26 protein-coding genes are annotated in these 24,746 nt (G+C 71.1%); 11 read left to right on the forward strand and 15 right to left on the reverse strand.

Features of this window, described 5'->3' with window-relative positions; translation table 11 throughout:
* The first annotated feature begins 20 nt into the window (after nucleotides 1-20).
* Entirely contained in the window at nucleotides 21-1,304 is a 1,284-nt protein-coding gene (gene purD / locus DEJ25_RS11590; protein WP_111044766.1) for a phosphoribosylamine--glycine ligase, read from the forward strand.
* Nucleotides 1,301-2,179 carry a phosphoribosylaminoimidazolesuccinocarboxamide synthase gene (locus DEJ25_RS11595; RefSeq protein WP_111044767.1) on the forward strand — a complete coding sequence of 293 codons (879 nt, stop codon included), beginning with the start codon at nucleotides 1,301-1,303 and terminating at the stop codon, nucleotides 2,177-2,179. The genes purD and DEJ25_RS11595 overlap by 4 nt, the downstream gene beginning before the upstream one ends.
* Before the next feature lie 74 nt (nucleotides 2,180-2,253).
* Here the strand turns inward: DEJ25_RS11595 and DEJ25_RS11600 are convergent, their stop codons facing one another.
* Complete coding sequence (locus tag DEJ25_RS11600; RefSeq protein ID WP_111044768.1) at nucleotides 2,254-3,453, reverse strand: GAF domain-containing SpoIIE family protein phosphatase; 1,200 nt, start codon at nucleotides 3,451-3,453, stop codon at nucleotides 2,254-2,256.
* Nucleotides 3,454-3,555: 102 nt separating this feature from the next.
* Here DEJ25_RS11600 and DEJ25_RS11605 point away from each other — a divergent pair, with 102 nt between their 5' ends.
* On the forward strand, nucleotides 3,556-3,876 hold the full coding sequence (locus DEJ25_RS11605; protein ID WP_111044769.1) for a hypothetical protein: 321 nt from the start codon (nucleotides 3,556-3,558) through the stop codon (nucleotides 3,874-3,876).
* Nucleotides 3,877-4,023: 147 nt separating this feature from the next.
* Here the strand turns inward: DEJ25_RS11605 and lepB are convergent, their stop codons facing one another.
* Nucleotides 4,024-4,656 (reverse strand): signal peptidase I, encoded by a 633-nt coding sequence (gene lepB / locus DEJ25_RS11610; protein WP_258366482.1) that lies wholly within the window; start codon nucleotides 4,654-4,656, stop codon nucleotides 4,024-4,026.
* Complete coding sequence (locus tag DEJ25_RS11615; protein WP_110904057.1) at nucleotides 4,653-5,186, reverse strand: hypothetical protein; 534 nt, start codon at nucleotides 5,184-5,186, stop codon at nucleotides 4,653-4,655. The genes lepB and DEJ25_RS11615 overlap by 4 nt, the downstream gene beginning before the upstream one ends.
* 106 nt (nucleotides 5,187-5,292) lie before the next feature.
* On the opposite strand from DEJ25_RS11615, the gene DEJ25_RS11620 reads away from it, so the two are divergent.
* Nucleotides 5,293-6,072, forward strand: a complete 780-nt coding sequence (locus tag DEJ25_RS11620) for an SDR family oxidoreductase (protein ID WP_111044838.1) — start codon at nucleotides 5,293-5,295, stop codon at nucleotides 6,070-6,072.
* Between the two features lie 106 nt (nucleotides 6,073-6,178).
* Complete coding sequence (locus DEJ25_RS11625; RefSeq protein WP_111044839.1) at nucleotides 6,179-7,054, forward strand: VOC family protein; 876 nt, start codon at nucleotides 6,179-6,181, stop codon at nucleotides 7,052-7,054.
* A 228-nt stretch (nucleotides 7,055-7,282) separates the two neighbouring features.
* Here DEJ25_RS11625 and DEJ25_RS11630 read toward each other — a convergent pair whose 3' ends face one another.
* The 8 genes from DEJ25_RS11630 to DEJ25_RS11665 all read right to left on the reverse strand — a co-directional run bounded on the left by DEJ25_RS11630 (nucleotide 7,283) and on the right by DEJ25_RS11665 (nucleotide 12,682).
* Complete coding sequence (locus DEJ25_RS11630; RefSeq protein WP_110904055.1) at nucleotides 7,283-8,356, reverse strand: hypothetical protein; 1,074 nt, start codon at nucleotides 8,354-8,356, stop codon at nucleotides 7,283-7,285.
* A 35-nt stretch (nucleotides 8,357-8,391) separates the two neighbouring features.
* Entirely contained in the window at nucleotides 8,392-8,994 is a 603-nt protein-coding gene (locus tag DEJ25_RS11635) for an ABC transporter ATP-binding protein (RefSeq protein WP_111044771.1), read from the reverse strand.
* Nucleotides 8,985-10,133: a peptidoglycan-binding protein gene (locus tag DEJ25_RS11640; RefSeq protein ID WP_111044772.1), complete on the reverse strand. Its 1,149-nt coding sequence runs from the start codon at nucleotides 10,131-10,133 to the stop codon at nucleotides 8,985-8,987. Before DEJ25_RS11640 ends, DEJ25_RS11635 begins: the two co-directional genes overlap by 10 nt.
* The gene (locus DEJ25_RS11645; RefSeq protein ID WP_146240677.1) at nucleotides 10,130-10,684 is read right to left on the reverse strand and encodes a hypothetical protein; all 555 of its coding nucleotides are present in this window, start codon (nucleotides 10,682-10,684) and stop codon (nucleotides 10,130-10,132) included. Before DEJ25_RS11645 ends, DEJ25_RS11640 begins: the two co-directional genes overlap by 4 nt.
* A gap of 49 nt (nucleotides 10,685-10,733) precedes the next feature.
* The gene (locus DEJ25_RS11650) at nucleotides 10,734-11,015 is read right to left on the reverse strand and encodes a hypothetical protein (protein WP_111044774.1); all 282 of its coding nucleotides are present in this window, start codon (nucleotides 11,013-11,015) and stop codon (nucleotides 10,734-10,736) included.
* Between the two features lie 167 nt (nucleotides 11,016-11,182).
* Nucleotides 11,183-11,572, reverse strand: coding sequence for a hypothetical protein (locus DEJ25_RS11655; RefSeq protein ID WP_111044775.1), 390 nt, complete (start codon nucleotides 11,570-11,572; stop codon nucleotides 11,183-11,185).
* Between the two features lie 204 nt (nucleotides 11,573-11,776).
* The gene (locus DEJ25_RS11660; protein WP_111044776.1) at nucleotides 11,777-12,256 is read right to left on the reverse strand and encodes a hypothetical protein; all 480 of its coding nucleotides are present in this window, start codon (nucleotides 12,254-12,256) and stop codon (nucleotides 11,777-11,779) included.
* 147 nt (nucleotides 12,257-12,403) lie between these two features.
* Entirely contained in the window at nucleotides 12,404-12,682 is a 279-nt protein-coding gene (locus DEJ25_RS11665) for a hypothetical protein (protein ID WP_111044777.1), read from the reverse strand.
* 138 nt (nucleotides 12,683-12,820) lie between these two features.
* On the opposite strand from DEJ25_RS11665, the gene DEJ25_RS11670 reads away from it, so the two are divergent.
* Nucleotides 12,821-13,387 carry a GNAT family N-acetyltransferase gene (locus tag DEJ25_RS11670; protein ID WP_111044778.1) on the forward strand — a complete coding sequence of 189 codons (567 nt, stop codon included), beginning with the start codon at nucleotides 12,821-12,823 and terminating at the stop codon, nucleotides 13,385-13,387.
* 218 nt (nucleotides 13,388-13,605) lie between these two features.
* On the opposite strand, the gene DEJ25_RS11675 is transcribed toward DEJ25_RS11670, so the two are convergent.
* Complete coding sequence (locus tag DEJ25_RS11675) at nucleotides 13,606-15,111, reverse strand: catalase (protein ID WP_111044779.1); 1,506 nt, start codon at nucleotides 15,109-15,111, stop codon at nucleotides 13,606-13,608.
* Between the two features lie 30 nt (nucleotides 15,112-15,141).
* Entirely contained in the window at nucleotides 15,142-15,609 is a 468-nt protein-coding gene (locus DEJ25_RS11680) for a Fur family transcriptional regulator (protein ID WP_111044780.1), read from the reverse strand.
* 162 nt (nucleotides 15,610-15,771) lie between these two features.
* On the opposite strand from DEJ25_RS11680, the gene DEJ25_RS11685 reads away from it, so the two are divergent.
* The gene (locus DEJ25_RS11685) at nucleotides 15,772-17,076 is read left to right on the forward strand and encodes an acyltransferase (RefSeq protein WP_111044781.1); all 1,305 of its coding nucleotides are present in this window, start codon (nucleotides 15,772-15,774) and stop codon (nucleotides 17,074-17,076) included.
* 136 nt (nucleotides 17,077-17,212) lie between these two features.
* Nucleotides 17,213-18,034: a cytochrome c oxidase assembly protein gene (locus DEJ25_RS11690; RefSeq protein WP_111044782.1), complete on the forward strand. Its 822-nt coding sequence runs from the start codon at nucleotides 17,213-17,215 to the stop codon at nucleotides 18,032-18,034.
* An 875-nt stretch (nucleotides 18,035-18,909) separates the two neighbouring features.
* On the opposite strand, the gene DEJ25_RS11695 is transcribed toward DEJ25_RS11690, so the two are convergent.
* Complete coding sequence (locus tag DEJ25_RS11695; protein ID WP_375334556.1) at nucleotides 18,910-20,586, reverse strand: DHA2 family efflux MFS transporter permease subunit; 1,677 nt, start codon at nucleotides 20,584-20,586, stop codon at nucleotides 18,910-18,912.
* The gene (locus tag DEJ25_RS11700) at nucleotides 20,583-21,191 is read right to left on the reverse strand and encodes a PadR family transcriptional regulator (RefSeq protein ID WP_258366483.1); all 609 of its coding nucleotides are present in this window, start codon (nucleotides 21,189-21,191) and stop codon (nucleotides 20,583-20,585) included. The genes DEJ25_RS11695 and DEJ25_RS11700 overlap by 4 nt, the downstream gene beginning before the upstream one ends.
* A 172-nt stretch (nucleotides 21,192-21,363) precedes the next feature.
* On the opposite strand from DEJ25_RS11700, the gene purS reads away from it, so the two are divergent.
* From purS to purL, 3 genes are read left to right on the forward strand one after another with little or no spacing between them, the layout of a single operon-like run.
* Nucleotides 21,364-21,612: a phosphoribosylformylglycinamidine synthase subunit PurS gene (purS, locus tag DEJ25_RS11705; RefSeq protein ID WP_110823495.1), complete on the forward strand. Its 249-nt coding sequence runs from the start codon at nucleotides 21,364-21,366 to the stop codon at nucleotides 21,610-21,612.
* A gap of 5 nt (nucleotides 21,613-21,617) precedes the next feature.
* A complete protein-coding gene (purQ, locus tag DEJ25_RS11710; protein WP_110904124.1) occupies nucleotides 21,618-22,313 on the forward strand; it encodes a phosphoribosylformylglycinamidine synthase subunit PurQ in 696 nt (231 codons plus the stop codon).
* Between the two features lie 47 nt (nucleotides 22,314-22,360).
* A complete protein-coding gene (gene purL / locus DEJ25_RS11715; protein WP_258366484.1) occupies nucleotides 22,361-24,742 on the forward strand; it encodes a phosphoribosylformylglycinamidine synthase subunit PurL in 2,382 nt (793 codons plus the stop codon).
* The last annotated feature ends 4 nt before the right edge of the window (nucleotides 24,743-24,746 follow it).

The following is a 24,746-nucleotide window of genomic DNA, read 5'->3' on the forward strand; positions in this document are numbered from 1 at the left end:
GGGCTCGGTAGGGTGATCGGGTGCGAATCCTCGTCCTCGGTTCCGGTGCCCGCGAGCACGCGATCATCACGGCCCTCCTGGCGGAGAACGCCGCGTCCCCGGACGGCGGCCACGTCATCACCGCCGCACCCGGCAACGCCGGCATCGCCGCCGACGTCGAGACGGTGTCGCTCGACCCGTCGAACGGCGCCCTCGTCGCGGAGTACGCGTTCGAGAACGACGTCGACCTGGTCGTCGTCGGCCCCGAGGCCCCGCTCATCGCCGGTGTCGCCGACCCGCTGCGCACCCGCGGCATCCCCGTCTTCGGTCCGGGCAAGGCCGCCGCGCAGCTCGAGGGCTCGAAGGCGTTCGCCAAGCGGATCATGGCCGAGGCCGGGGTCCCGACCGGACGCCCCGTGTACGCCGGCACGGTGGCCGAAGCCGCGGCGGCGCTCGACGACCTCGGAGCCCCGTACGTCGTGAAGGCCGACGGGTTGGCAGCCGGCAAGGGCGTCCTGGTGACCGAGGACCGGCAGGCGGCGCTCGACCACGCGACCTACTGGTTGCAGCACGGTCACGTCGTCGTCGAGGAGTTCCTGGACGGCGAAGAGGTGTCGCTGTTCTTCCTCAGCGACGGGCACGACGTCCGGCCGCTCTCCCCCGCACAGGACTACAAGCGCCTGGGCGACGGCGACCTCGGACCGAACACCGGTGGCATGGGCGCCTACTCGCCGCTGCCCTGGCTCGACGAGCGCTGGGGCTCCGAACAGGCCTTCGTGGACGAGGTCTCCGAGCTCGTCGCACTGCCGACCGTCCGCCGCCTCGAGCACGAGGGCACGCCGTTCGTCGGGCTGCTCTACTGCGGGCTCATCGTGACCGAGCAGGGCGTCCGCGTCATCGAGTTCAACGCCCGGTTCGGCGACCCGGAGACCCAGGTCGTCCTCCCCCGGCTGGCGACCCCGCTGAGCGGCCTGCTGCTGGCAGCGGCGACCGGGCAGCTCGGCAGCGCCCCGCGGCCGGAGTTCCGCGACCAGGCAGCGGTCACCGTCGTCCTGGCGAGCGAGGGCTACCCGGAGAACCCGGTCACCGGTCGGGTCATCACCGGGATCGACGACGCGAACGCCCGCGACGGTGTCGCCGTGCTGCACGCCGCGACCGGCACCCTCGACGGGGACCTCGTCGCCACCGGCGGACGCGTCCTGAGCGTCGTCGGGACCGGGTCCGACTTCGCCCAGGCCCGAGACCGCGCGTACGCGGGACTGCGCGACATCACCCTGCCCGGCGGCCAGTTCCGCACCGACATCGCCACGAAGGTCGTCCGATGAGCGCCGCACCCGTCGTCGAGGGCTGGCGTCACGTCTCGTCCGGCAAGGTCCGCGAACTCTACGTCCCGGCCGACACCGCCGACGTCACCAGTGCCACCGAGCTGCTGCTGCTGGCCTCGGACCGGGTCAGCGCGTACGACTTCGCGCTCGAACCGCCGATCCCCGGCAAGGGCGAACTGCTGACGCGGCTGTCCCGCTTCTGGTTCGGCCAGCTGCGCGACGTCCCGAACCACCTGCTCACGCCGAGCGGAACCACGACCCCGGTGCCCGCCGACGTCGAAGCCCGCTCCATGCACGTCATGCCGCTCCGGATGTTCCCGATCGAGTGCGTCGTCCGCGGGTACCTGGTCGGCAGCGGCTGGGCGGAGTACCAGGAGTCCGGCAGCGTCTGCGGCGTCGAGCTGCCCGCCGGCCTGTCGAACGGTGACCGCCTACCGGAACCGATCTACACCCCGGCGTACAAGGCGCCGCAGGGCGAGCACGACGAGAACATCTCCTTCGCGCGCACCGAGGAACTGGTCGGGCCGGCCGATGCTGCTGCCCTCCGTGACCTGTCGCTCGCGGTGTACTCCGACGCGGCGGCGATCGCCCTGCAGCGCGGGGTCGTCATCGCGGACACGAAGTTCGAGTTCGGCCGCGACGCCGACGGCCTCATCCGCATCGCGGACGAGGTCCTGACCAGCGACTCCAGCCGCTACTGGGACGCCGCCGCGTACGAGTCCGGTAACCGCACCGACTCCTTCGACAAGCAGATCGTCCGCGACTGGCTCAGCGCGCACTGGGACCGCACGGGCACGCCGCCGGTGCTGCCGGACGAGGTCGTCCAGCGGACGGCTGCACGGTACCGGGAGCTGATCGAGCGCCTCGGGGCCTGATGGCCGGGGCCTCAGGGCCTCGGGACCGCCGGGCCCGGGGACCGGGAGGCCGCCTGCCCGGTGTCCGACGCGGGTCAGGCGTCGCGGGAGACCACGACGACAGTCAGGTCGTCGCCCGGGTCGTGCTCGATCGCACGCCCGCGGACGCCGGCCAGGAACGTGCCGAGGTCCGGCGACTTCCGGTACAGCGCCCCGAGTCGCGACAGCGAGGCGAGAGTCGAGTCCCACAGTTCGAGCGCCCCGTCGCTGACGAGCAAGAGGGAGTCACCGGGTTCCAGGACGAGCTCCCCGACGGCACGGTCGATCCCGACAGGGTGCAGGCCGATCGGCAGGTCGACGGAGCGCAGGACGGTCTCAGTGCCGTCGGCGTGCAGGTGCAGCACGAGGCCGTGCCCGGCGTCGACGAAGTCGAGCCTGCCGGTGGTGGTGTCGAGTCGGCCGTGGAACAGCGTGGCGAACGCCTCGGCCGCGCTGAGGTCGGGCGACATCTGCTCCTCGAGCGCTGCGACCGCTGTCGTGGGGACCTCGTTGCTCCGGGCGAGCAGTGCCCCGCGCATGCCAGCGGCGAGGAGTCCGGCCGCCATGCCCTTGCCCATCACGTCCGCGACGGTCACGTCGACGGTGTCCCCGGCGACGCGCCACTCGTGGAAGTCACCGGACACGATGCCGTGCGGGATCGACGTGCCACCGATGGTCCACCCCGGCAGGTCCACGGTCCGCGGCTGCAGGCCCGACAGCACGGTACGGAGCCGGTCGTCGTCCAGGCCGGTCGCGAGTTCCCGCTCCGCCCAGACGCCGAGCTCCTCGAGCAGTGCGAGGTCGTCCGCGCTGAGGGTCCGGGGTGCCGAGTCGATGAGGCAGAGGGTGCCCACCTTGGTGGCGTCGGCTCCGACCCGGAGCGGGACCCCGGCGTAGAACCGGACGTTCGGGTCGCCGTTGACCCCCGGCAGGTCCGAGAAACGCTGGTCGTCGCGCGCGTCCGGCACCACGACGGGGCCGTCCTGCTGCAGGGTGCGGCCGCAGAACGTGTCCTGCAGCGGCGTCGATCCGGGGATCGCGGAGTCCGACTGTTGCGACTTGTGGAAGAGCAGGTCACTGCCGGCCAGGTTGAGGAACGACCCGGAGACCCCGAAGGCCTCGCGGGCGATGCGGGTGATGCGTTCGAAACGCTCCTCGGGGCCACCCTGGACCACGTCGAGGGCGGCGAGGAGTGCATCCCGCCGAGCGGCGTCAGGAGCGGGGACCGTCTGCTGCTCCACGTGCTCGGTGCTCATGCCTCCACGGTAACGCGGATACCGGACACCGCCCGCGTGCTGTTCCCAGAACGCATGCCCCCAGTGGACGGGCCACCCGGGCGTCCCGCGTAGCCTGGATCGGTGTTCCGCCGTGTCGTCCCCGTCCTCGCCCTGGTCTGTGGCGCGACCCTGGCCCTCACCGGCTGCGGCGCGCAGAACCCCACCGGGCAGGTGTCCGTCACGGTGTCGCAGAACGCCGCCGACCACCCGTACCAGGTGAAGGTGTTCCTGCCGAACGGCGAACCGTCGTCCCACCAGCAGGTCTACCCGGGCGACACCGCGGACTTCGCGGGCGTGCCCCTCGGCGAGGTCACCGTGCGGGCGGGCGACCTCTGCCCGCAGCGCGCGGAGGTCCGAGCCGACCGGGTCGCGAAGGTGACGCTGACGACGGTCGGTTGCTGAGCCTCCCGTCCGGACGCCGGCGAGCTGCTGAGCCACTGCCGAACTGCTGAGACGCCGCCGGGTCTGGCGGCGTCTCGCGCCTTCCGGGGCGTCTCGCCGCGCCGGTCGCGCCCCGCCGCTCGCGCCCTGCCGGTCGCGCCCCGACGGTCAGTCCCGGTCGGGGACCGCGTCCCACTCCGCGCCGTAGCGCGACAGCACCGACCACCGGTCCGCCGGCCAGGTGATGACGAAGGCGCGTCCGACCACGTCGTCCATCGGGACGTTGCCGTGGATCCGGGAGTCCGCCGAGTTGTAGCGGTTGTCGCCCATCACCCAGATCCGCCCCTTGGGCACCGTGATCGAGAAGTCCTCGCCCGACACCCGCTTCACGTCCTCCGGCAGCCGCACGTACGGCTCGTCGACGGCGTGCCCGTTCACGGACAGCCGGCCCTGTGCGTCGCAGCACTCCACCCGGTCACCCGGCAGGCCGATCACACGCTTGATGAGGTCCTCACCCTGCCCCGGGCTGAGCCACGCGTTCGGGTCACGGAAGACCACGACGTCACCGCGCTCCAGTGGCATCACCCCGGGCACGAGTTCGTTCACCAGCACCCGGTCGCCGACCAGGAGCGTGTTCTCCATCGACTCCGACGGGATGTAGAACGAGCGGACCAGGTACGCCTTCACCAGGAACGACGCGAGCAGGGCCGCCACCACGATGATCACCAGGTCGCGGAGGAACCGCTTGGTCGACCGGCGGCGCTCATCGGCTGCGCCTTGGATCGGTGTGTCGCTGCTCAATGGGTCGCCACGACCTTCACGAGTGAGATCGCGAGCGCGACCGCGGCGAGCACGATCCCGCCCCACAGGCCCAGGAACGACGGCTGCTTGCCGCTGAACCGCTGCAGGAACACCCCGACCAGACCGATGCGGACGACCAGGATGACGACCGCCGCGATCTGCGCCCACTCCGCTGGCAGCCGTCCGAGCCACGCGCCCGCGTAGAGCACGGCCGGGATCAGCCCGGAGGTCGCGATCGGGTTCGCGTTCCGCGTGATGACGGCGACGGTCTCGCGACGGGCGTCCTCGTCACCGGTGGCGCCGATGGAGTGCGCCACCAGGTGCGCGAGCACGTGCGCCAGGTACGTCAGGACCGCGGTCGCGAGCACCGTCAGGACCGCCGAGCCGTGCTGGATCTGCTCCGGCGAGACGGCGATCGCGACGGCGAGGACGGTGATGTTGCCGTAGATGTACGACGACATGCGGTCGCGGACGTGCTCGACCGGCAGGTCCTGGGGTCGCGGGCGGCGACCTCGGCGTTCAGGGGGCATCGGTCCATCTTGGCCCGTCCCGGCCCGGTCCGGCTGACGAGCAACCGGATGCGATGCCAAGGTGGTCAGGACCGCGCACCGCCGCACGGTCGGGATGGAGGCCCGCATGACGAACCGCAGACCACTCGCCCTGGTGACCGGGGTCGGCCGACGAGCCGGGATCGGGGCCGCGATCGCGACGCGTCTGGCCGCCGACGGGTGGGACCTCGCGATCAGCTGGTGGGGGCCGTACGACGAGCGGGTGCACGGAGGCGCCGACCCGGACGGTGTGGACGCGGTCGTCGCGGAGTGTGTGGCGGCGGGAGCTGCCGTGACGCGCCTCCCGGTCGACCTGGCCGACCCGGAGCAGGCGGCCGCACTCGTCGGCCGCGCCGAGGCCGAGGCGGGCGTGCCGGTGACGGCCGTCGTGATGTCGCACTGCGAGTCGGTGGACTCGGACTTCGCGACGACCACCGTCGAGTCGTTCGACAAGCACCTGGCCGTGAACGTCCGCGCACCGTTCCTCATCGTGCAGGCGTACGCGCGGCGACTCCGCGAGGGGGCCGACGCGCCGCTCGACCGGCGTCGGGTGATCGCGCTGACGAGTGACCACGTCGGGTTCAACCTGCCCTACGGCACGAGCAAGGGCGCGCTCGACCGGTTGATCGTGGGGGCCGCGATCGAGCTCGGGGACGTGCAGGTGAGTGCGAACACCATCAACCCGGGGCCGAACGACACGGGGTGGATGACGGACGAGATCCGACAGGCCGCGGTCGACCAGACCCCGCTCGGACGGCCGTCGATGCCCACCGACACCGCGGCGCTCGTCGGGTTCCTGTGTGGGCCGGACGGCGGATGGGTGAACGGGCAGCTGCTCAAGACGGACGGTGGCTTCAGCGCGAAGTGACGGGCGCTGTGCCGGAGTACCCGACCCAGGACTCGTTGACGTGTCACCGAACGGGGCGCAGGCTGGAGGGGTGAACTCGCAGGACCTCCTCGCCGCGGACACCGGGATGGGCGCCGTGACGCTCCGGGTCGCCGACCTCGACGCCATGACGGCCTTCTACCGGGACGGCGTGCGGCTGACGGTGCTCGTGCAGGAGGGGGCGCGGGTCGTGCTCGGGCGGCCCGTACCGGGTGGCGGCAGTGTGCCGGCTGGCGGCGCGCTCGCCGTGCCGGTCGTCGTGCTCGAGCACGAGCCCGCACTCCGGCAGGCGAGTCCCGGGCAGGCCGGACTGTTCCACACGGCCGTGGTGTTCGACGACCGAGCGGACCTCGCCGCCGCCCTGTACTCCGTCGCCACGCGGTACCCGCAGTCGTTCACCGGCAGCGCCGACCATCTCGTCAGCAACGCCTTCTACTTCACGGACCCCGAGGGCAACGGCGTCGAGCTGTACTGGGACCGCGACCGCACCGAGTGGTCGTGGACCCACGGCTCGATCGACATGGACACCGTGCCCATCGACCCGAACGCTTTCCTGCGGGAGCACCTCACCGCCGAGGCGCTCGAGCACGCCGACACCCGGCCCGGCCGCGTCGGCCACGTCCACCTGTCGGTCGGCGACGTGGCCTCGGCGAAGGCGTTCTACGTCGACACCCTCGGTTTCGCGACCACCGCGGCGATGGGCAGCCAGGCGCTGTTCGTCAGCGCTGGCGGGTACCACCACCACATGGCGATGAACACCTGGAACTCCCGAGGGGCGGGCCGACGGCAGCAGGCGCTCGGACTCGGCCTCGTCCGGATCGAGGTCCCGGCCGTCGACGACCTCGGTGCGCTGACCGCTCGGATGCAAGACGCCGGGGTGCAGACCGCTGACGACGGACGGACGGTCGCATTCGAGGACCCGTGGGCGAACCGCATCGAGGTGACCACAGCCGGGCGCGGCTGACGCGGCGGGCGCGCGCCGTGTCAGCCGGCTGATGCGCGGTGGTGCGCGCGGTGGTGCGCCGGAGATGGTCGCCGAAGCGACAGTAGTGCGGGGTCATCCTGTGCACATCTGTCGCTTTGACGACCATCTCCGGCGCGCGAGACCGCCAGCCCGTGCGCGGGTGCGGGCGCGGGTGCGGGTGCGTTGGTCCGGCCGGGAGGCACGTGTCACCACCCAGCACCCGCCCGGTCAGCGGGTGCGGAAGTAGCGGTGCAACGCTCGCTCCCGGATGAGGGGGACCGCGGCCGCGCCGCCCGCGACCGCACCGACGAGCCCGAGCCCGCAGAGGACCGCGCCACCCGCGACGATCGGCAGCCCGTCAGCGACCGGGAGGCCCCGCACCAGTACGACGGACACGGCGAGCGCCAGGGCGGTTCCGACCACACCCCACGCGAGGTGCTGGACCGCGATGCCGAGTGCCTGCGCTGCCGTGCTGACGCCGACGTGCCGGTCGGAGGCGATCGACAGGCGCCGACGGAGGACCGCCGCGCCCCCGACGACCAGTCCGAGTCCGAGTGCGGCTCCCTCGAGTACGCCCGGCGTCGGGAGCTCGCTCGGGGCGAACGCCGTTCCGGACCGCGGGTTGAGCTGGCCGAGGGTCGACCGCTCGCCCTCCTCGGAACCGGTCGCCGGCAGCAGCGTCCGCCGCACGCTCGCGAGGGCTGTCTCGTCCTCCGGCCAGATCGTCGCCCAGCAGGCGTCGAAGGGTGCGTCGTCGACAGCGGTCGGCGCCAGGACCGCGTACGCCAGGTCGGGGTCCCGGCCGTCGTCCGGGTACGAGTAGACGCCCGCCACGGGGACCGGCCCGTCCGGCGTCACGATCTGCTCGCCCGGATGGACGCCCAGCTCGTCGGCCACCTCGGGCGCGACGACGACACCCGGACCGCCGGTCGTCTCGGTGACGCTGAAGAGCGAGGTCGCCCCGCTCGTCACCTCGTAGGTCGGGATCGAGGTCCCCGGGAGCGCTGCGACCACCATGCCGTCGTCGAGCCGGCGGAGCGCCCCGGCCGCCAGGACGTCCGGCTCGTCCGCGAGCGCCGCGCACGCGCGACCGTCGATCCGTCCCGCCGCAGTGAACACCTGCGTCGCCGCCCCGGACACCACCCACTGGGCGGCAGCACGGACGTCCCCGGCGACGGTCTGGGTCCGGAGGCTGACGACACCGCCGATCAACACCGCGAGCACGACCGCGCACGCCACCGCGGAGCCCGCGCCGGTCGCCAGGTCGCGCCAGGCCTCGCGCAGTACCTCGGTCACGCGCATGGGGTGCCGGGTCCTCCCGGGGACGGTGCGAGGACTCACCGGAACGCACCGAGGTCCAGGACCTCGCCGCATGCAGACCGTGTGGCGTCGTCGTGCGTCGCGACGACGACGGTCGTGCCGGCGGCTGCGAGTTCGGCGATCACGCCGTTCACCTCTGCCGCGGTCGTCCGGTCGAGCTGGGCGGTCGGTTCGTCGACGAGCATCAGGGTCGGCGCCGCGGCCACACCCCGGGCGAGCATCAGCCGTTGCGCCTCGCCGCCGGACAGCTCACGGAAACGCGCTGTCGCTCGGGGCGCCAGGCCGAAGCGCTCGAGGATCGTCCGTGCCCGCTGCTCCGCTGCCCGCCGGCGCATCCCGTGAGCGAGCAGCGGCAGGGTCACGTGGTCGAGGGCCGTGCGCCGAGCAACACCGTGGGGGTTCTGGAACACCCAGAGCACGGCCGCGTCGTCGGGTAGCTCCACGCGTCCGGACGTCGGGGTGGTCATCCGCGCGAGGATCGCGAGCAGGGTCGACTTGCCGGAGCCGCTCGGGCCGATGAGCGCCGTCACCGTGCCGTCGTCGAAGGTCCGGTTGACGTCGTGGAACAGCCCGGTCCCGTTCGGCCACCGGTGCCCGACTCCGCGGAGGCTCACCGGCATGACCGACCGGTGTCCGGGACAACGCGGACGCGATCGAGCGGTGTCGGGACGGCCGTCGCGGGGCCGGCGGTCGCGGGTTCGGCGGTCGCGGGTTCGGCCGTCGCGGGGTCGGCGGTCGCGGGGTCGGCGGTCCCGCCCGGGTCGACGCGGATGAACGACTGCCCGAGCTCCGAGCCGACCACCTCGACCCGGACCGGATCGCCGGACACCGGCTGGACGCACGCATGGTGGTCCCGAACGTCCCAGAGCGCACTCGGGGGCACGACGCGGACCTCGAGCGGCTCGGCGAGCACCCACGACGCCGGCAGCGTCGGCACGCCGTCCGCAGAAGCAACGGTGGCGGCGTACTCCGGCAGGGCACCGATCTGCGTCAGTGCGTCCGGGTCCGTCACCACACCGTTGTCGTCGACGGCCGTGCGCAACTGCCCGACGGCGATCTCGCGTGCGCCAGCCACGGCCTCCGACGGGAGCTGCTCGATCCGGGCACCCCGCAGCTCCGCGGGCAGTTCGACGAGTGTGCCGTCGGCGTCGACCGGCGCCCCGACCACGGCGGTGCACGTCCGGACCGTCGCCTCGGCCGCCGGGATCCAGGCGAACGCCGAGCGCTCGATCGTGTCGTCCGGTACCGCCGCCCGGGGGACGTCGTGGGACAGGAGGAACGACCTCGTCGCCCGGAGCGTCCCCGGTCCGACGATGCCGTCGACCGCGATCGTCGAGCCGAGTCGGGCGAGTTCCTGTTGGAGACCGCGGACGTCCTCTCCCCGGTGTTCGAGCGTGAGGTCCCGGAACAGCGGCGTCCTGCTCGCCAACGCGATGACCGGCACGTCGTCGACCCGGGCGATCTCCGTGCCGCTGCGAAGAACCCCGCCCGTCGAACACGACGAGGACGTGACGATGCCGGTCCGGCTCGTCACCACCGATCGGGGCGCACCGGTGTCGAGCGCGAGTTGCACCTGGTGCTCGTCGGCGTCCGTCCGCTCGGTGACCGCCACGGTCTGGACCGGAGACGCCGTCCGCAGTGCCGCGGGTGGGTCGGTCGGGAGCGCCACGACCGCACCGACCGCGGCGGCGGCCGCGACGAGCAGGCTGCCGAGGCCGATGAGTGAGCCGGACACGGCTGCGCTGCGTCGCCCGCTCATCCCTGCCGCCAGAGGCTGAGCGGGTCGAGCCGACACTGCACGGCAGCAGGGTCGTAGTCGTCGAACGAGAACATGCCGGTGTCGTTCTCCGACCGCCACTTCCGCTCGGTGTAGTCCTTCCCGACGAGCCCGGACTTCTGCAGACACGCGACGGTGATCTTCGCTTCGTCCTGCTTCTCCGGGTTCCGCCGCACCTCGTTGAACAGATAGGTGATGCTCCTGTCGAATTGGTGAGAGCATCGCCGCCTCACGGCTTCGACGACGTCCATCTCAGGAAGATCGGCTCCGTCGATCCTACTGAGGCTCGAAGTTCCGTCATCGGCCACCTGCAGGTCGTAGCCAGCATCACGCATGCAGGCGCGGTCTCGGGCCTGCGCGTCCGCGAGCTCTGCTGCGGAGATCTCACCGTCTCGCAGAATCTGAGTCTCGTAGTCGCTGGCGAGTGCAAGAGATTCTCCGAATTCCTGCGCCCAGGGACCGGCGGCCGGAAGGCGCTGCGGAGTTGACGGTGCCGACGCTGGGTCCTGGGCACATCCACTCATGAGGAGCATCGACAACACCATGATCGCAATGCCGCGACCGGGCCTCCTCAGTACCACCTCAGACCCGGACCATCCCGTACTGCGTCACGTGCGCATAGCAAACCGGTTCGTACGACCAGGTGTTTGCTTTGGCGTTGTTACCGTATTTGAGGTCTTTGTTGTTGATGCGATTGAAGTGATGGGCCATTCCGCAACCCGTGTAGTTCTTCCCCCTCGTCTGGGTGATCTGCCCCCAGCACGCAGCTGCTTCGGCTTCAGTTGCCGTCGCTGTGTCGATTGCGACGCCGATACCGAGGATGGTCCCGGTGATCGCAACTGCGACCATCAACTTCGTGAGCATTTGTTTCTCCTTCCACTCCGCAAGCACCTCGTGGTAGAGTGCAACGTATTAGATTCTTGTCGTCAGGTCAACTCAAATATGACATCTTCAATGTCAGCGGGTTGTTACAAGTCGGTGAGCTCTGCGGCGGTCACGCCACCCGCCCGCGGCGCTACTGCGCCGCCCGCTCACCCCTCCTGCAACAGGCCGAGCGGGTCGAGCCGACACTGCGTCGCCTCCGGTGACCACTCCACGAAGGAGTAGTCGTAGACCTCGCGCTCGGTCCGCCAGCGCTGCTCGGTGTAGTCCCGGCCGACGACTCCTGCGCGTCGCAGACACGCCACCTGGAGCGCAGCCTCATCCCGGTGCTCCGGGTTCCGTCGGATCGCGTCGAACAGCCTCGAGATGTCGTGGTCGAACCTCCGCGAGCAGCCCCGCAGGTACGACATCACCTGTTCAATGCCCTCCCTCTGACCATGCAACGGATCGATGTCCGCCGCGCCGTCGCGGTGTTCCTCATACCGGTATCCGTGCTCCCGCATGCACACCTTCGTCCGCTCGGGCGTCTGCGCGTTCATCGGCTGTGATCACACCGTCGGCGAGCATGCCGATCTGGTACGGGCTCACCGCAGCATCAGCGAACTCCTCCGCCCACGGCCCTGCGGCCGCGAACCTCGAGGGATCCATCCGCCCCGGAGTCGGCTCGCCGCGGTCCAGAGGAGCCTGGGCACAGCCGCTCAGAATCAGGGCGCACATCGCCACCAGGGCGCACGACCGCGGTGTCACGGTTCCCGCCAGAGCCCGAGCGGATCGAGCTGGCACTGCTGCGCACGCTTGTCGTACTCGTCGAACGAGAAGACTCCGGTATCGCCCTCGGCCCGCCACTTCCGCTCGGTGTAGTCCCTCCCGACCAGACCGGCTCTCCGCAGACACGCAACGGCGATCTCTGCCTCGTCCTGCTTCTCCGGGTTCCGACGCGTCTCCTCGAAGAGCATCGTCACGTGTTCGTCGTACCGTTCCTCGCACGCGCGGAGGACCGGATCCGACCGCTTGAAGAAGTCGTCCGGGTACTTGCCGTCACGGGACGAGAGCTCGAAGCCGCCGTCCGGGTCGTACTCGATGTCCAGGCCGGACTCCCGCAGGCACTGCCGGACGTGGTGGTGCGCGTCCTCGAGCTCCGCCGCCGTGACCTCACCGTCACTGAGGATCGCCGCTTCGTACGGCGAGACCCCCTGCCGGAGTGCTTCGCGGAACTCGTCCACCCAGGGCCCACCAGCAGTCAGCGAGGCAACGGCGGAAGCAGTGGTCGCACGCGGATCCTCGGTCCGGGCACAACCCGGGAGGCCGAGCGAGACCACGGCCGCGCACGCGATGGCCGTCGCAACGCGGCCGTGCTCTCGACGTCGCATCTACCTGGCCGTCATCCCGTACGAGACGACGTTCGCCCAGCAGGCGTTCTGGACCGAGTACCGGCCCCGTCCGACCCACGCTCCGTACTTCGACTTGGCGTTCTTGATCGCGTCCCAATGACGGGCCGACCAACAGGTGTTGTTCTTGCCCTTCCAGATGCTCACCGAGCCGTAGCACGTCGCCGCCTCTGCTCCGGGCGCAGTCGCCACGTCGAGCGTCAGAGTGCCGCCGATGACCGTGCCGACGACCGCTGCGCCGAGGATCAACTTCGTGATCATCCGTCCTCCCTCCTCCGCCACGAGCCCTCTCGTGGATGACGTGACAGTAGAACGGCGGAACTCCGGAATACCACCTTTCGGTATACCACATTTTTAAGACCTCCGCCGCGTTGTTCACATCCCGGGCAGGATGGACCGATGAGCGAAGACATCCGGTGGGAGGTGGTCGAGGAGAGCGCACTGACGCTCACCGACCACGAGGCGATCGCGGCGATGCTGGCGCAGGCCTTCCCGAGCTGGTCGCACTGGTACGTCGGCGGTCGGAGCTGGGCGGGCATGCAACCCGAGCGCCGGGTGCTCGGCCGGACCGAGGACGGCGTCGTACTGGCCCACGTCGGCATCCGCCGGATGTTCGTCACGGTCGGCGGCGAGGACGTCCTGGTCGGGGACACCGGACTCGTGGGTGTCTCACCACGTCTGCAGGGCTCCGGGGTGGGTCGCGAACTGATGGAACGTGTCCACGACGTGCTCGACGGGCTCCGCGTGCCGTACGGGTTCCTCGGTGCGGGCGAGGACCGCATCCCCTTCTACGACCACATGGGCTGGCACGAGTTCCCCGAGGCGGTGGGCACCTTCAGCGCCTTCACCGCGGACGGTGCCGGGGTCGTGGAGACCGAGCAGGGCGGCTGGATGGTCCGTCCGGTGACTGCCCGCCTCGAGGACTGGCCGGAGGGTCCGATCCTCCTCAACGGCCAGCAGGTCTGAACCACCCGACCTGACGCACCCGACCGCGGTCGCCGAGCGGTCAGGAACGGTCGCACCGGGCCTCCCGGAACAACGATTCCTGACCACTCGGCGGAACTGAGCGGGGCGTCTCGACCGGTCGGCGCGCCGCCCACGCTCACCAGGCGAGCCGCCGAACACAGACGGGAGGCGCGGTGCGAGTCGATCTCGCACCGCGCCTCCCGTCTGTGTCCTGGTTGCTACGCCTCGACGGCGACCTTCTCCGGGTCCTCGTTCGAGCCGGGCGCGCTCGGCACGACGGCTGCGCGCACGCGCGCACCGAGATCGGGGTCGACGCTCGTCCAGTAGGCGAAGACCCGCTCACGGAGGTCGTCACGCGTCACCTTGGAGACGTGCCCCGCGATGTTGCCGACCAGGCGCTCGCGGGCGGCGTCGTCGAGGACCTCACGGTAGAGCGTGCCCGCCTGACCGAAGTCGTCGTCCTCCGGGTGCAGGGTCGCCGCGGAACGCTGCAGCGCTCCGTCGGACTCCCAGCCCGGGGCGTCATCGGTCGCGTTCGGGTCGGCGTGGGCACCGCCGAGCGAGTTCGGCGCGTACACCGGGACTTCGGACTTCTGGAAGTCGAAGCGCATGGCACCGTCCTTCGAGTACGAGTGCACCTCGTTCTTCGGGGCGTTGACGGGCAGCTGCGCGTGGTTCGTGCCGACGCGGTATCGCTGGGCGTCCGCGTAGCTGAAGATGCGCGCGAGGAGCATCTTGTCCGGGCTGGCTGCGATGCCGGGGACGAAGTTCGACGGCGCGAAGGTGGCCTGCTCGATCTGCGCGAAGTAGTTCTCCGGGTTGCGGTTGAGCTCCATCGTGCCGACCTCGATGAGGGGGTAGTCCGCGTGCGGCCACACCTTCGTCAGGTCGAACGGGTTGAAGCGGTAGCTCGCGGCGTCCTCGTACGGCATGACCTGCACCTTGAGGGTCCAGCGCGGGTTGTCCCCACGCTCGATCGCCTCGTACAGGTCACGGATGTGGAAGTCCGCGTCCTCGCCGGCGATGCGGTCGGCGTCAGCCTGCGTCAGGGTCGCGTGGCCCTGCTCGGTGAGGAAGTGGTACTTCACCCAGAAGCGCTCGCCCGCGGCGTTGATCCACTGGTAGGTGTGCGACCCGAAGCCGTCCATGTGGCGCCAAGACGACGGGAGACCGCGGTCGCCCATGAGCCACGTGACCTGGTGCGCGGACTCGGGCGACAGGGTCCAGAAGTCCCACTGCATGTCGTGGTTGCGCAGGTGCGAGCCCGGCAGACGCTTCTGCGAGCGGATGAAGTCGGGGAACTTGATGCCGTCGCGGATGAAGAAGACGGGGGTGTTGTTGCCGACGAGGTCGTAGTTGCCCTCTTCGGTGTAGAACTTCAGCGCGAAGCCGCGGGGGTCCCGCCAGGTGTCGGGCGAACCCTGCTCACCGGCGACGCTCGAGAAGCGGGCGAGCATCTCGGTGGTCTGGCCGGGCTGGAGGAACGCGGCCCGCGTGTACTTCGAGACGTCGTTGGTGACGGTGAAGGTACCGAACGCCCCGCCGCCCTTGGCGTGCACGACACGCTCCGGGACGCGCTCCCGGTTGAACTGGGCGAGCTTCTCGACCAGGTAGTGGTCGTGCAGGGCGATGGGGCCGTCGGCCCCCACTCCCATGGAGTGCTGGTCGCTGGAGACCGGGGCCCCGCTGTTGGTCGTGGTGGTGGGCGTGTTCTGGTCGGACACGGTTCCTCCTCAGGTGGAACGTAGGTTCGGTCAGGATGGCTCGGGTCGGTTCGCAGCGACGGCGTCGGTCTCGACACCGCTCTGCTCGGCTGCCGCACACTGCGCGCAGATGCCCCAGTAGGTGACCTCTGCGGTGGTGACGGCGAAGCCGTGGGTCTCGGACGGCGTCAGGCACGGCGCGTGGCCGACGGCGCAGTCCACGTCACCGATCGCGCCGCACATCGTGCAGACGATGTGGTGGTGGTTGTCGCCGGTCCGCCGTTCGTAGCGGGCGGGACTGCCGGCCGGCTCGATGCGACGGACGAGTCCGGCGCCGGTCAGTGCGGCGAGGACGCCGTAGACCGCCTGGTGACTGGTCGTCGGGAGTTCGGCGGCGAGCGCCGTGACCAGGTCGTCGGCGGTGGTGTGCGGCTGCGTCTCGATCGCCCGGAGGGCGGCGAGGCGTGGCGCGGTGACGCGGAGACCGGCTCCACGGAGGAGTTCGTTGTCGTCGACCATGCGGAGCCCTTCTCTTGCAGGATTCAAGACAACGCCCACTGTACACGGCGGGAGCGGCCCTTCGGGCGACACATGCGCCTCCCGGAATGCAATGTGTCACGATCCTGTCGCGATCGGCTGGACCCGACCTGGGAGGGGTGGAACGACCGGTAGCGTCCAGCCATGTCCATGCAGCAGGCCGACGCGTCGGCGAACACCGCTCAGGACGCCCGGGGGACCATCGCGCAGCGGGACCTGGTCGTCGACCTCATCCGGACGGCCTGCGTCGTCCTGGTCGTCATCGTGCACGTCACGATGGTCGGCGTCGGTTCCGACTCCTCGGGCCTGCGGGTGACGAGCCCGCTGCAGGAACTGCCCTGGTACGTGGCGGCGACCTGGATCGGCCAGGTGATGCCCCTCTTCTTCGTCGTCGGCGGCTTCGCGAGCGCCGTCGGGTGGCGCAGCACCGTTGCCCGGGGCGGCGGCGCCCGGGACTGGGTCGCGACCCGGCTCGTGCGGCTCTACGGTCCGGCGGTGCCGCTGTTCGCGGTGCTCGCGGTCGGGCTCGGCATCGCGACCGTCCTCGGTACGCCCGCGGACCTGCTCGACGAACTCGCGTTCGGCATCGGGTCACCGCTGTGGTTCCTCGCCACCTACGGCATCACGCAGTGCTGCGTGCCCCTGATGGCCCGGCTGCATGCCACCGTCCCGTGGCGCACGCTGGCGGTACTGCTGCTCCTGGCCGCGGCGGTGGACGGGGTCCGGCTCGCCACCGGGGTCGCCGAGGTCGGCCTGCTCAACCTCGGTCCGGTGTGGCTGTTCGCGCAGCAGCTCGGGTTCCTCTGGGCGGACGGCTGGTTCGCCCGGCGCTCGAAGCTCCTGCTGGCGGGCGTCGCGGTCGTCGCCTACGCCGCCCTCGTTCCGATCACCTCGGTCGGGCTGTGGGCTCCGGACATGCTGCAGGACCTCAACCCGCCGATGCTGCCGCTGGCCCTGCTCGCGGTCGGGCAGGCCTGCCTGGTCCAGGTCGTGCACGCTCCCCTGACCCGGCTGATGCGCACCCGACCCGCACAGGCCGTCGTGTTCCTGCTCGGCCGCGACGGCATGACGATCTACCTGTGGCACCTGCCGCTCTTCATCCTCCTCAACGGCATCGGGCTGCTCGTCGGGCTGCCGTTCCCCGACCCCGGCTCGCGCACCTGGTGGGCCACCCGCATCGTCGCCGTGGTCGTCCTGCTCGCCGCCACCCTCGGCGTCGCCCGGGCCGTGCGCCGCTTCGACCGTCCACTCCCCCGCCTCGTGCCCGGCGCGGACCGCCCCGCACGGCCGGTCCTCGCGGTCGCGGCGCTCTGCACGATCGGCCCGGCGTTCGCCGTGATGGAGCTGCACCTCTCGTTCCCGCTCGCGCTCCTCGGCGCGGTCGCGATCCCGGTCGGGACGTGGCTGCTGAGCAAGACCGTCGCGGCGCGGGGCGTGCGGACCATGTAGGGATCCTCATCTGCCGGAGCCGCGTCGGGCCTCCCGGCCGGAGGAAGATGACTCCCGCAGCGCGACCACCGGGAGGCACACCACGCCGTCACCCTCCGAGTTCTGGAACACCTGGCACGTCGACCCCCTGGCGGCGGTGCTCCTCGTCGTCGCCGCCGTCGCGTACGGCGCCGGACTCGTCGTGGCCCGGCGACGGGGCGTCCGCTGGCCCTGGTGGCGGACCCTGGCGTTCGTCGCCGCGCTGGCCCTGTTCGCGGTCGTGCAGTTCGGGATCGTCGGCGAGTACGACCGGCAGCTGCGGTGGGCCTTCGTCCTGCGGATCGCCGTCCTGTTCTTCGCGGTCCCCACGTTCGCCGCACTGTCCGGCCCGTTCGCGTTGCTGCGGACGGGAGGCCCGACCCGCCTCGCCGAGACCGCCGACGCCGTCCTGCGCTCACGTCCGGCGCGGCTCCTCGGCAACGCGATCGTCTCGCCACTGGTCGCCCTCGCGCTGTTCTGCGTGATGCTCACCCCGCTGGCGGCCGTGCTCCGCCAGTCCCTGGTCAGCAGCGAGGGGATCACCGTCCTCGTGCCCGTCCTCGGCTTCGGGTTGCTCGCGCCGCTGTCCGAGGTCGGGGTGCTCCGCTCCTCCGCCTTCGCCACCGCTGAGTTCCTGCTGGCGTTCGTCGAGCTCGTGCTCGACGCGGTGCCCGCGGTCGTGATGCGCGTCAACGACCACGTGCTGGACGGGGCCGGGAGGGTGGCGTTGCACGTGCCCTGGGCACCGTCGCCACTGCGGGACCAGCACCTGGCGGGCGACCTGCTCTGGTTCATCGCCGAGGTGGCCGACGTCCCCGTGCTCATCGCTCTCTTCATCCGGTGGCAGCGCTCGGACCGCCGCGAGGCCCGCGAGGTCGACGACCTGACGGACGAGCAGATGGACGCGCTGACACGGGAGCACCTGCAGCGACGGTCCTGATGGGTCGGGGCTCGCGGCTTGGCCTGAGGGGCGCGGGTCGGTCGGGTCGGTCGGGTCGGTCGGGTCGGTCGGGTCGGTCGGGTCGGTCGGGTCGGTCGGGTCGGTCGGGTCGGTCGGGTCGGTCGGGTCGGTCGGGTCGGTCGGGTCGGCGGGAGGTTCGGCCGCCTAGCGCGAGCGGGCGGAACACCAGGGTCCGAGCGCTCCGAGCCGCGCAGATCTGACCGTTCGATCCGCGCCGGGCGTCCGTCGCGCTCGAGCGGGCGGAATCCCCCGGCCCGACGACCCCGCGGAGCGCGGATCCGCCCTCTCGCCGAAGCGCGCCAGCTCGGCTGCCGCCCCCGCCGGCGAGCGGGCGGAACACCAGTGCCCTGCCCGGTCTGGAGACGCGCTTCCGCCCGCTCACCGACGAGTCGCCGCCCCGACCCGCGAGTGGGCGGAATGCCTCGGCCCCGCCCGGTCCGGAGACGCGCTTCCGCCCACTCGCCGACGTGCGTCCGTCCCGTCGCCGCCCCGACCCGCGAGCGGGCGGAATCCCCGAGTGTCGCGAGCACAGGGGGCGCGGAACCGCCCGCTCGACGTGGGGCGGGCCTCCCGGCTGGCCGGGAAGTGCGCGCGACGCGGCGAGCGGGCGGAATCCTCCGGCGCGGGCGACCCGGGAGGCGCGTTTCCGCCCGCTCGCCGCACTGCGCCCGCCTCGGCGCCGGCTCACGGGCCGCGCACCCCGCGAGCGGGCGGAAGACCCTGGTGCCGCGGACGCCAGCGGTGCACTTCCGCCCGCTCGGCGACCACGCCGGCCGACCGGGACACCCGGAGACGACCGGAGCCCCGGCCCCTCGTGCGAGGGACCGGGGCTCCGGTGGTGCGGGACGCTCAGGCTACGCCTCGACGTGCTTGCCCGGGTGCTGCCCGGCGGCGAGCTCGTCAGCGGCGGTCGCGGGTGCGGCGGCCGAGGCGTGGGCACCGACGTGCTCCCGCTCGTCATCGGCCTGCGCCGCTCCGGCGTGCGCCGCGCCGGCCTGCGCCACGTCGGCGGACCCGTCGGGCTGCGTGGCGACCGAGCCGGTCTGCTTCCAGGCGACGGTCTGCTTCGGCTTCGCCAGGAACAGGGCCGCGACGATCGCCGCGATGAGCACGACGGCCGGCAGGACGAGCGACTGCCCCATGGCTCGCGAGAACGGCTCGAGCAGGAACCCGGGCAGCGACCCGGTCTGCGCGGCACCAGCGCCGGAACCACCGGACTGCTGCGGGAACTCGGCGGTGATCCGAGCCTCCATCAGGGCGGCGATGCCGGCGGAACCGAGCACCGCACCGATCTGACGGGTGGTGTTGTAGACGCCCGAGCCGGCGCCGGCCAGACGCGGCGGCAGGTTGCGCGTGGCGGAGACGGACAGTGGTCCCCACATGCAGGCGTTGGCCAGGCCGAGCAGCGCGCTCGGCAGGAGCACCCAGCCCCAATCGGCGTTCGCGGCGATCAGCGCGCCGAACCAGAACAGCCCGCCGGAGAAGCAGGCGAGCCCGAAGGACGCCACCCAGCGCGGGTTCCAGACGTTGAGCTTCTTGCCGACGACCGGCGCGAGGCCGGCCGAGATGACCGCCTGCGGCACGAGGAGCAGCGCGGCCTGCGTCGGCGAGAAGCGCAGGACGTCCTGCGCCCACAGCATGATCGGCAGCGCGAAGGACGAGATCGCGACGCCGACCGCGGTGATGGCGATGTTCGCCAGGGTGAAGTTGCGGTCCTTGAACAGGCCGAGCGGCAACAGCGGCTCGCCCTTCTGCACGCCCTGCCAGACGACGAACGCGGCGAGCACGACGATGCCGGCGATGATCAGCGACCAGACCGAGATCGGGCCGGTGATGGTGCCCCAGTCGTAGGTCTCGCCCTCCTGGATGCCGAAGACGAGCAGGAACAGCCCGACTGCGGACAGCACGATGCCCAGGTAGTCGAAGCGGTGTCCGTGGCGCTCGAAGGACGGGACGAACTTCTGTGCGAGGACGAACGCGACGATGCCGACGGGGACGTTGACGAAGAAGATCCACTCCCAACCGAAGCCGTCGACCAGCAGGCCGCCGACGATCGGGCCGACGAGCGAGGCCACACCGGCGACCGCACCCCAGAGGCCCATGGCTGCGCCACGGTTCTGCGGCGGGAAGATGCGGGTGATGACGGACATCGTCTGCGGGGTCATCATCGCGGCGCCGAGGCCCTGCACGACGCGGGCGAGGATCAGCATCTCGATCGAGCCGGCGAGTCCGCACCAGAGGCTGGCGAGCGTGAAGACGACGAGCCCGACCTGGTAGAGCACCTTCGGCCCGAAGCGGTCACCGAGCCGACCGGTGATGAGCAGCGGGACGGCGTACGCCAGCAGGTAGGCGCTGGTGACCCAGATGACGGCGTTGATGTCGGCGTCGAGCGCCTTCGCGATGGTCGGCGTCGCGACCGAGACGATCGTCGAGTCGACGAGGATCATGAAGAAGCCGACGACGAGTGCCCAGAGCGCTGGCCACGGCTTCTTGCCGTGCTCCAGGTCGGCGGCGGTTGATGCGGATGTCATCGAGTGGTGTCCTTGCTGTTCTGTGTGGGTTCTGCGGGGACGGCCGGACCGTCCCAGGGGATGTCGCCGCGCTCCACGCGGTCAGCGATGGCGGTGAGCCACTCGAGTTGCGCGGTGAGCATGGCACGGACGTACGACACGTCGAGCCAGTAGCGCTCGGCGAGGCCCTTGGCCTGGAGGCCCGTGGCGGTCTCGTCGTACCCGTCGCGTCGGGCGTCCAGCGCGTGGATGCGAGCGCGGAGCGCGGTGACCACGTCCTCGACGGGCAGGTTGTCCATGTGGGACACCGCCAGTCCGAACTGCGGGTACTCGTCGGCCGGCTCGGCGACCATGCGTCGGAGGCCCTCCTCGAGCGCCGCGCGGCCGGCGTCGGTGATCGAGTAGGTGGTCCGTTCGGGCCGGTTGCCCGCGCGGTCGGTGCCGACGACCTCGGCGTACCCGAGGTCCGCGAGGCGGCCGACCTGGTGGTACAGCGTCCCGGGGCGCACCTTGACGTTCCGGTCCTCGCGACGCTGCAACATCGTCTGGAACATCTCGTAGGGGTGCATCGGCGCCTCGGCGAGCAGGCCGAGTGCCGCGAACGCCAATGGCGTCAGGTCGGTCACGTGGTCTCCGGTGTTCGAGAGCGAGGGTGTTCGAGAGCGACGGGTGTTCGACGCCGATTGTTCGACATCGAATAGTACGTCTCCGATGATCCATCCACAACCGCTCCGGCCGCCCCCGCGGGCCACCTAGACTGGTGACGTCCCCACCCGACCCCTGTGCTGGAGTGAACACGTGCCAACGATCGTCGTCGAGGTCATGCCGAAGGCCGAGATCCTCGACCCCCAGGGCAAGGCGGTGGGCAACGCCCTCGCCCGCCTCGGCAAGAACGACCTGACCAACGTCCGCATCGGCAAGCGATTCGAGGTGTCGGTCGACGGCCCCGTCGATGACGCCAAGCTCGCCGAGGTCCGCGAGATCGCGGTCGACGTCTTCTCGAACGCAGTCATCGAGGACGTCGTCTCCGTGAGTGTCGTCGAGTGACCGCGATGCGCATCGGGGTCATCACCTTCCCCGGCTCGCTCGACGACCGCGACGCCCAGCGCGCCGTGCGTCTCGCCGGAGCCGAGCCGGTGGCGCTCTGGCACGGTGACCACGACCTCCAGGGCGTCGACGCGATCGTCCTGCCGGGCGGGTTCTCCTACGGGGACTACCTCCGCGCGGGCGCCATCGCGGCCAAGGCCCCGATCATGGCCGAGGTCATCGACGTCGCCGGCAAGGGCATGCCCGTGCTCGGCATCTGCAACGGCTTCCAGATGCTCGCCGAGGCCCGCCTGGTCCCGGGCGCGCACACGCGGAACGCCCACCAGCAGTTCATCCGCCGCGACCAGGTGCTCCGCGTCGAGAACGCCGACACCGCCTGGACCTCCGGGTTCGACGCGCAGCAGGAGATCACCATCCCGCTGAAGAACGCCGACGGTCGGTTCGTCGCCGACGCGGACGAGATCAAGCGCATCGAGGACAACGGCCAGGTCGTGTTCCGCTACGTCGGCGTCAACCCGAACGGGTCGATCGGCGACATCGCCGGTGTCTCGAACGAGCGCGGCAACGTCGTCGGCCTGATGCCGCACCCCGAGCACGCGACGGAGCCCGGGTTCGGCCCGGACACCCGCGCGGCCATGGCCTCCGGCACGGACGGCCTGACCTTCTTCACCTCCGTGATCGAGCGCGCGCTCGTCAAGTGACCGCGACTCCAGCGCCCGCGACTCCAGTGACAGGGAACGACAACACCGTGACCACGCCCGTCCGCCCGAAGCCCGACACCGTCCAGGACGCCGCCGAGACGCCCGACAAGGAACAGCCCTACGCGGCACTCGGGCTGAAGGCCGACGAGTACGCGAAGATCCGCGAGATCCTCGGTCGTCGTCCCACGTCGGGCGAGCTCGCCATGTACTCCGTCATGTGGTCCGAGCACTGCTCCTACAAGTCGAGCAAGAACTACCTCCGGCAGTTCGGCAAGAAGGTCACGCCGGAGATGACCAAGAACCTGATGGTCGGCATGGGCGAGAACGCCGGTGTCGTCGACGTCGGTGACGGCTGGGCGGTGACCTTCAAGGTCGAGTCGCACAACCACCCTTCCTACGTCGAGCCGTACCAGGGCGCGGCCACGGGTGTCGGCGGCATCGTGCGCGACATCATCTCGATGGGTGCCCGTCCGGTCGCGGTGATGGACCAGCTGCGCTTCGGCGCGATCGACCACGAGGACACCGCACGCGTGGTGCACGGGGTCGTCGGCGGCATCTCGTTCTACGGCAACTGCCTGGGCCTGCCGAACATCGGCGGCGAGACCTACTTCGACCCGGTGTACCAGGGCAACCCGCTGGTCAACGCCCTGGCGGTCGGTGTGCTGCGGCACGAGGACCTGCACCTGGCGAACGCGTCCGGCGCGGGCAACAAGGTCGTGCTCTTCGGTGCCCGCACCGGTGGCGACGGCATCGGCGGCGCGTCGATCCTGGCGTCCGACACCTTCACCGAGGGCGGCCCGACCAAGCGTCCGGCGGTCCAGGTGGGCGACCCGTTCGCCGAGAAGGTCCTCATCGAGTGCTGCCTCGAGCTGTTCCAGAAGGAGCTCGTCGAGGGCATCCAGGACCTCGGCGCCGCGGGTATCTCCTGCGCGACGAGCGAGCTCGCGAGCAACGGTGACGGCGGGATGCACATCTCGCTCGACGACGTCCTGCTGCGCGACCCGTCGCTCACGGCAGAGGAGATCCTCATGTCGGAGAGCCAGGAGCGGATGATGGCGGTCGTCCGCCCCGACAAGCTCGACGCCTTCCTCGAGGTCGTCGGCAAGTGGGAGGTCGAGACCAGCGTGCTGGGCGAGGTCACCGGCACCGGTCGCCTCGTCATCGACTGGCAGGGCCAGGAGATCGTCAACGTCGACCCGCGCACCGTCGCGGTCGACGGCCCGGTGTACGACCGTCCGGTCAAGTACCCGACCTGGATCGACGCGCTCCAGGCCGACGGCGCCGAGTCGCTCGACCGTCCGGAGACCGGCCCTGCCCTGAAGGCGCAGTTCCTGCAGCTGCTCGGGTCGCCGAACCTCTCCGACAAGCGCTGGGTCACGAACCAGTACGACACCTACGTGCTCGGCAACACCGCGCTGTCCTTCCCCGACGACGGCGGCATGATCCGCGTCGACGAGGAGACCGGTCTCGGTGTCGCGATCGCCACGGACGCCAACGGCCGCTACTGCCAGCTCGACCCGAAGCAGGGTGCTCGACTGGCCCTGGCCGAGGCGTACCGGAACGTCGCCGTCACCGGAGCCGTCCCCGCGGCGGTCACCGACTGCCTGAACTTCGGCTCGCCGGAGAACCCCGAGGTCATGTGGCAGTTCTCCGAGGCCGTCGAGGGCCTGGCGGACGGCTGCATGGAGCTCGGCATCCCGGTGACCGGCGGCAACGTCTCGTTCTACAACCAGACCGGTGACACCCCGATCCACCCGACGCCCGTCGTCGGTGTGCTCGGCGTGATCGACGACGTCGCCAAGCGCATCCCCTCGGGGTGGCAGGACGACGGCCACAACATCTACCTGCTCGGCACCACGAATCTGGAGCTCGACGGGTCGGCCTGGGCCGGCACCGTGCACGACCACCTCGGTGGACGTCCGCCGCGGGTCGACCTGGCGCGCGAGAAGGCCCTGGCGGAGCTCATCGCCGCCGCGGCTGACGAGCAGTTGCTGACGAGCGCACACGACCTGGCGGACGGCGGCCTCGGCCAGACCCTCGCCGAGTCGGTGCTCCGCTTCGGCCTCGGTGCCCGTGTCGTGCTGGACGAGCTCGAGTCCCGCGACGGCGTCGACACCGCGACCGCGCTGTTCTCCGAGTCGACCGGCCGGGTCATCGTGACCGTCCGACGTGAGGACGACGTGCGCTTCCAGGGCCTCTGCACGGGCCGGGGGTACCCCGTCCTGCGCATCGGCGTGACCGACGCCGCTTCGGGCTCGCTCGAGGTCCAGGGTGCGTTCGAGGCGACGATCGACGAGCTCCGCGGCGCCCACGGCGCGACCCTGCCGACGCACTTCGGTGCCGTCATCCAGGAGAACGTCACCGAGGGCTACGTCGGTCGCGGGCCGCTCGACGACCACGGGTCCTTCTCGCCGCGCACGGACTCCTGACCCG

The organism is Curtobacterium sp. MCPF17_011 (assembly GCF_003234145.1).
Classification (GTDB): domain Bacteria; phylum Actinomycetota; class Actinomycetes; order Actinomycetales; family Microbacteriaceae; genus Curtobacterium.